General features: G+C 60.7%; 9 protein-coding genes. 5 read left to right on the forward strand and 4 right to left on the reverse strand.

The genetic code is table 11. From position 1 onward, the window contains the following. The first annotated feature begins 122 nt into the window (after positions 1-122). From BTH42_RS29935 to BTH42_RS29950, 4 genes are all read left to right on the forward strand, one after another. Positions 123-659 (forward strand): hemerythrin domain-containing protein, encoded by a 537-nt coding sequence (locus BTH42_RS29935; RefSeq protein WP_075304788.1) that lies wholly within the window; start codon positions 123-125, stop codon positions 657-659. Positions 660-866: 207 nt separating this feature from the next. Further along, positions 867-1229 (forward strand): DUF6723 family protein, encoded by a 363-nt coding sequence (locus BTH42_RS29940; RefSeq protein WP_372237297.1) that lies wholly within the window; start codon positions 867-869, stop codon positions 1227-1229. A gap of 301 nt (positions 1230-1530) precedes the next feature. Continuing rightward, positions 1531-1995, forward strand: coding sequence for a hypothetical protein (locus BTH42_RS29945; RefSeq protein WP_075304790.1), 465 nt, complete (start codon positions 1531-1533; stop codon positions 1993-1995). 163 nt (positions 1996-2158) lie between these two features. Next, the gene (locus tag BTH42_RS29950) at positions 2159-2449 is read left to right on the forward strand and encodes a DUF2934 domain-containing protein (RefSeq protein WP_075304791.1); all 291 of its coding nucleotides are present in this window, start codon (positions 2159-2161) and stop codon (positions 2447-2449) included. 234 nt (positions 2450-2683) lie between these two features. Here the strand turns inward: BTH42_RS29950 and BTH42_RS29955 are convergent, their stop codons facing one another. The 4 genes from BTH42_RS29955 to BTH42_RS29970 all read right to left on the reverse strand — a co-directional run bounded on the left by BTH42_RS29955 (position 2684) and on the right by BTH42_RS29970 (position 4675). Continuing rightward, a complete protein-coding gene (locus tag BTH42_RS29955; RefSeq protein ID WP_075304804.1) occupies positions 2684-2974 on the reverse strand; it encodes a contact-dependent growth inhibition system immunity protein in 291 nt (96 codons plus the stop codon). 152 nt (positions 2975-3126) lie between these two features. Next, a complete protein-coding gene (locus BTH42_RS29960) occupies positions 3127-3414 on the reverse strand; it encodes a contact-dependent growth inhibition system immunity protein (protein ID WP_075304792.1) in 288 nt (95 codons plus the stop codon). A 126-nt stretch (positions 3415-3540) separates the two neighbouring features. Next, complete coding sequence (locus BTH42_RS29965) at positions 3541-3831, reverse strand: contact-dependent growth inhibition system immunity protein (protein WP_075304793.1); 291 nt, start codon at positions 3829-3831, stop codon at positions 3541-3543. 7 nt (positions 3832-3838) lie between these two features. Then, positions 3839-4675, reverse strand: a complete 837-nt coding sequence (locus BTH42_RS29970; RefSeq protein WP_075304794.1) for an RNase A-like domain-containing protein — start codon at positions 4673-4675, stop codon at positions 3839-3841. A 257-nt stretch (positions 4676-4932) separates the two neighbouring features. On the opposite strand from BTH42_RS29970, the gene BTH42_RS36180 reads away from it, so the two are divergent. Continuing rightward, the coding region (locus BTH42_RS36180) for a protein-L-isoaspartate(D-aspartate) O-methyltransferase (protein ID WP_256702403.1) at positions 4933-6000 on the forward strand (1068 nt) is incomplete at its 3' end.

Consider the following 6000-nt stretch of genomic DNA (forward strand, 5'->3'; position numbering starts at 1 on the left):
TGCACGTTCGCGGGCCGCAATTACATCGGTAGCGCGGACAGCGCTCGCCCGCTGTCGCTCGCGGCGGCCGAGCGCGGTATAGCGTTTGCTCGACCGGGGCAACTCTCTCTCAAGGAATTGCCATGAACAACACCAAAACCGCCGGCGGCCGCGATACCGTTACCACATCCGACGCGCTCGCGCTGCTCGAAGCCGATCACCGCGCGGTCGAAAAACTGTTCGACGCATTCGGCAAGGAGCGCGGCGACGAACGCGCGACGCTCGAAGCAAAGGCCGCGTTGGCGCAGCGCGCGTGCGAAGAACTGACGATGCACGCGATCATCGAGGAAGAACTGTTGTACCCGGCCGCGCAGCAGGCGCTGCCCGACGACGACAAGCTCGACGTCGACGAAGCGTTCGTCGAGCACTACCTGGTGAAGACGCTGATCGCGCGGTTCGAAACGCTGAAGGCCGGCGACAAGGGCTTCGACGCGACCTTCAAGGTGATGTCCGAACTCGTGAAGCATCACGTAGAAGAAGAGGAGGGCGAACTGTTTCCCGCGTTGCGGCGCACCGGGCTCGATCTCGCAGGGCTCGGCACGAAGATCGCCGCGCGCAAGGAAGCGCTGCAAAGCAAACTCGACCAGGCGGGTAGCCGGGCGGTCGGCGATAAGACGTGATTGGGTTTTAGTGGGACTGGGATGAAGCTAATGCGTGGGCGTGGTCGCTGGTATCGGCCGGCCGGAGCAATCGCGCCGCCGATCCCCGTAGCACGAAGCGCCGGTCGATGCGATCCGGGCCGGGTCAAAAGTGGACTTCGGTGCATCGCACAATGCGACGCCGTATTGAAAGCTTCGCCGCAATAGGGTGTCCGAAAGTGCATCGTTATGGACGAACGCAGCGTCGCGGACTCCACTACCATCGTTGGCAGGAGACGAAGCCCCCACACCAAGCTGGATGTAAGGCAGGGAACCGACATGTCGAGGAGAAAACTGAAACTGACGCGATGCTCGCCGAGCGTTGCGATGTCGCGCAACGACTTTTCGGTTTTCGTCACCGCGCGACGCAGTTGCGATGGCCGCTTCTACGCCGATCTGCTGGTCAGCCGCAAAGCCGACGGCCGCCGTCTGTTCCCGTTCGACGGCGCGCCGGAAGTCGGCCCGTTCGAAAGCATCGAGGAAGCGCGGCTGGCCGCCGAAGAGTATGGCGCGCGCATCGTCGCCGCCGATCTCGCCTGTCCCGAAGCGTGACGCGCAGGCGTCGCGCCACCATTTCTCCACCTATCGCCCGCGCCGGTTCATGACCGGAACGCGGCGCATCCATCCGCGCGGCGCTCGCCTCCTCGCGGATCATCCCCTTCGTCACTGTGGCCGTCGTCACAATCGACAGGTAACATCGTTCCCGGAACTGTGAAGCGCTCGCTCGCCGGCCGTCTGGTACGGTAAATGCTTGAATTCGCTGGGGCGAGAAAATTCGACGATGTGTTCGGCCGCCGCCGACGCGCGACAGTTTCGACAATCAGCCGTTGCAACGTGGTGAAGGATTTCCGTTATGCGACTCATCTCCGGAATTCTGGCAGTCCTTGCAGTTTTTCCATCTGCCGCGTGGAGCGTCACGCTGGACGATCAGTTGGCGTGCTCGGAAACGGCGCACGATTTCGTTTCCCAGCTGGTCGATGCACATTCGATCAAAACTCCGCCGCAGCGCGTCGAGCCCAATTCGGTGAACGCGTACCGGCCCGCTAACGGTGCAAATCTGACCGCATTCGGTCTGCCGGTGCATGCGGTGTTCGGCTACCAGCCCGACGACCCGCTGTTCAAAGTTGGTGCAGGCGAAGCTTCCGCGCATCCGGTGTACGGCGCGGTGGTGCGCGGCTCGGCCGATACCGTCAAGCGTCTTCTTACGAACGCGGGGAGCACGGCCGTCGTTCATTCAGTGGTTCCGTTGATCCTCACGGCGATCGTCTGTACGCAGCAGTCAGCCGACGGCGGCAGTCAGGTTGGTATGGCGCCGTAGCGCGCGGGGGGCGCGGACCGCTAGCCGGAATCCGCGTCCCCGTTCCTTGCGGAATATGTATTGCTCACCTGTCGCTCGCCGTCATGTCGCGCGAGCCGCGTGACGTTGCGTGGCGGTTATTCGGCCGCTGCTCATGCCCGCGTTACGTTCAGGAGAACTGCATATGGATAAGGACCTCGAAGCCCGCATTCGGACGCGGGCGTATCACATCTGGGAAAACGATCCGTCGCCGGACGGCAAGGCCGACGATCACTGGGAAGAGGCGCGCCGGCAGATCGAGGCGGAGGGCGCGGGCGATGGCGACGGTGCGGTTCCCGCGTCGATCGATCAGTCGGCCGAGCGTGATCGCGGCGCGCGTATCGCCCCCGAACAGCAATTGCAGGAGATGCCGGGCGGCGGCGGGGAGCCAGCATCGGTATCCGCTCCGCGCAGTAAGCGGGCGCGGGCGAAGTGATCAGGTGGCGAAAGTTTGGATGAGGCGCGGGCGCGGCGCTGCTGAGGCCCCGTCGATGCTCGCGCTGATGCGGCGTATTTGCGCGGGTTGGGATGGGCGGCGCGCGTCGTGGGGCGTGTGCCGTGCGCGGTGCTCGATGTTTGACGCTTCAGCTTTCCGGCGCAGCGCGGCCGCCGCGTCCGCTTCGTCGCGCTCAAAGATTCAGCAGGGAAACCTACGTCGGTGACAGACTGATCATTCGCGCAGAAGACGCTGTATCTCATCGGGAAATGACGTGACCGTGTAGCCCCACGGTTCGGGGGAAAATTCCGTCAGATATGTGTGCTCGAACGCAAAAGCAAGATCATCTGCGTGTTGGTGTCTGTAGGAGTCGATTTCATGAATCAGGTTTTGAACGCAATGAGAGGAGTTCTCCTTGTAGCAATCGACAATCTCGGAAGCCGTCCTCCCAAATAAGTCGAAGTCCTGGCCGAAATAGATCATAAAAAAATGATCCATTGCTGGATAACGATCGATGGAATCCATTTGCTGTCTCATTCGGCGTTGCCGTGTGGCCTGCTCCGTCGCGGAGGGAAGATCGCTCGGGGCGTATGAGGGCCAATCTAAGCCCCGGTGATGAAAATCGACGCCGGGTGCGTCGGCCACACGTCACTGGCGTCGTCGTTGGGATACGTTGATCAATCTTTCAGGAGGCGCTGAATCTCGTCGAAGAAAGAGGTGACCGTGTAGCCGTCCCCTTCGGGGCGAAACCCTCGTCGAAAATGTTCGTAAGCGATATCGAGGTCGTCGGGATGTTCGCTTCTGAAGGAGGCTATTTCGCGGATCAGGTCTTTATAGTGGTGAGGGCTATCTTTCTTGTAACAGGCGACTATTTCAGGAACGGTTTCGCCGAACAGATCGAAGTCTTGCCCAAAATAGATGTCGAAAACATGCTCCATTTCTGGATAGCGGTCTGAAGAAATCATTGTTTGTCTCATCGTAGGAACGCGGTCAAGACGTAATAGGGGATGTCAGATTTCCGGGGTACTCCGTCGCCGACGTTCCCTGAGACGAAGGGTCGCCAGGGTCAGCTGACGCCGGCGACCCACGGATCATTCGCGCAGCAGGCGCTGCACCTCGTCAAGAAACGTTACTATCGTGTAGCCGTCTGGTTCAGGAGAAAAGGCGCACAGATATTTTTCTTTGAACGCGACTGCCAGATCATTCGGGTGTTCCTTCCTATAGGCGTCTATTTCACGGGTTAGTTCCGGATACTGGCGCGGGGCGTCGTTTTTATAACACTCGACAATTTCTTGAATCGAGTCACCAAAAAGATCGAAATCCTGGCCAAAGTAAATGTGAAAAAAGTGTTCCATTGCAGGGTAATACTTTTCATAGATCATATACTTCTCATTTCAGATATGCGGTGACGATGTAAAACGGCATGCCGTTATACGTTTCATACTTCAGCATAACGACCACCTCGTTCATGTTGGTAAGCTTGCCAGTAGCCCGCGTCACTCCGTAGCCACTGTTGCCGGAAACGACTTTTCTTACTTCTTTTCGGTTGATTCGATTTGGTGATCGCGCCCACGCCGTAATTATCGCGGCATTCGCGTGCATTGCCTCTGAAATGGCGCGTTGTGCCTCTTCGACGTTTATAAATGAGGATACGACATCCCTCCTGGGTTCACGCTTCAACCGCCCCCGAAGCCACGCCTCATCTTTTCCAACATGCTTAAGAAGTGTATGTCCACCGAGACTCGGCTGCGCCGCCTTCGCCTCATGCATCTGCAGGTCGATCCGGCCACGCGTAATACTGGCCGCCCGCGCCGCCTTGATAGACCCCGCAAAGCCGAACGGCACCATCAGATCGAGCGAGACGGCGATATGGTTCGCCATCTCCGGCCCGGCCTTCATGGTCTGAGCCAGCTTGCTGGTGCCCTGCTGCATGAGTGTGATGGTGTCGTACCCGGTCCACATTTGCCGCAAACCTGCGGCCGCCGTATCCGAGCCATGCGCACCGAACACGATGCAACCGGCTTTGCTCGCCATCGTCGGTTCGGGCAGCACACAAAGCGCTGCCGCACCAACCATCTCTAAAACACCGCCGACCACCTGCAGACCGCCCCAAAGCCGATTAGTCAGCATCTCTGTCTGGCTGATCGACTGACGGGCCAACACAGCGGCCAACTGCGGCGCACTTAGCACTATGCGCAGGCCGTCTGAATCATCTTGATAAGACATCCCGAATCGCTCTCTTTGATGGGGAGCGAGAACGCTAACAATTAGCCCGGACGTATTAAATGGGCGAAGGATGATTTTTGGGTGTCATTTGTCCTAGATTTGAGTTAGGTCAACGAATCGCGTGGCCTGCGAACGCGGGCGACACGTGTCCTTTTGAAATAACCAGGTGCGCAGGTTGCTCACCGAGTAAATCTCCCTCCGGGTTTTTGAACTGGCCTCTTAACGGGTCGCATCAGGCGCTGCAGCAGGGGGCTGCGATGAGCGATTTCGACGAAGCACGCGAATGGATGGTCGAGCGGCAGATCGCGCAGCGCGGTGTGCGCGATGCCCGCGTGCTCGCGGCGATGCGGCACGTGCCGCGCGACGCGTTCGTGCCCGCCGACGTGCGCGAGTTCGCGTACGACGACACGCCGTTGCCGATCGGCGGAGAGCAGTCGATTTCGCAGCCGTTCATCGTCGGCAAGATGCTGGAGGCTGCGCAGTTGCAGCCGGGCGATCGGGTGCTCGATATCGGCACGGGTTCGGGTTATGCGGCGGCGATTGCCGCGGAAATCGTCGCGCGCGTCGATTCAATTGAACGCGATGCGGCGCTCGCCGAGACCGCGCGCGAGTGTTTGCAGCGGCTCGGTTATGCGAACGTCGAGGTGCATATCGGCGACGGCACGGTCGGTCTCGCCGCGCACGCGCCGTATGACGCGATCATCGCGGCCGCAGGCGGCCCGTACGTGCCGCAGGCGCTGCGCGCGCAACTCGCGCCCGGCGGTCGGCTAGTGATGCCGGTCGGCGGCAGCCCGAGCCGGCAGCGGCTCGTGAAGGTCGTGCGGCGGGGCGAAAACGACTACGACGAAGAGACGTTTGGCGACGTGAGGTTCGTGCCGCTGGTCGGCAGCGATGGCTGGCCGGATTTGTCGGAAGTGGGGCGGTGCAGTCACGCGGAAGCACGCGCCGCGACTACCGGGATCGAAGCGCATTGCGCAGCCTCCGAAGCGACAACGCCGATCGGGGCCGCTGATGCGACCGAGGTCGATGTTGGCCGTAGCTCGGCGGAAATGGCCGAAGGCGCAAAAGCCATAAAAACCGCCGGTGACATTGGAGCGGCCGAAGCATCTGAAAGCACGGAAAGCAACGCAAGCAACGCAAGCAACAGAGCCGCCGAAACCGCAAAAACCGCAGAGACCACAGAACCAACCGACGCAACCGACGCAACCGACGCAACCGAACCAACCGAACCACCCGCCCCCCCCGAACCAGCCGAGCCAGCAGAACCTCGCGAGCAACCACAAAAGCAGGCACCCGCGGCGCCGGGCGGGGGGGGGGCGCGGGGG

This window comes from Burkholderia sp. SRS-W-2-2016 (assembly GCF_001931485.1).
Lineage (GTDB): Bacteria > Pseudomonadota > Gammaproteobacteria > Burkholderiales > Burkholderiaceae > Paraburkholderia.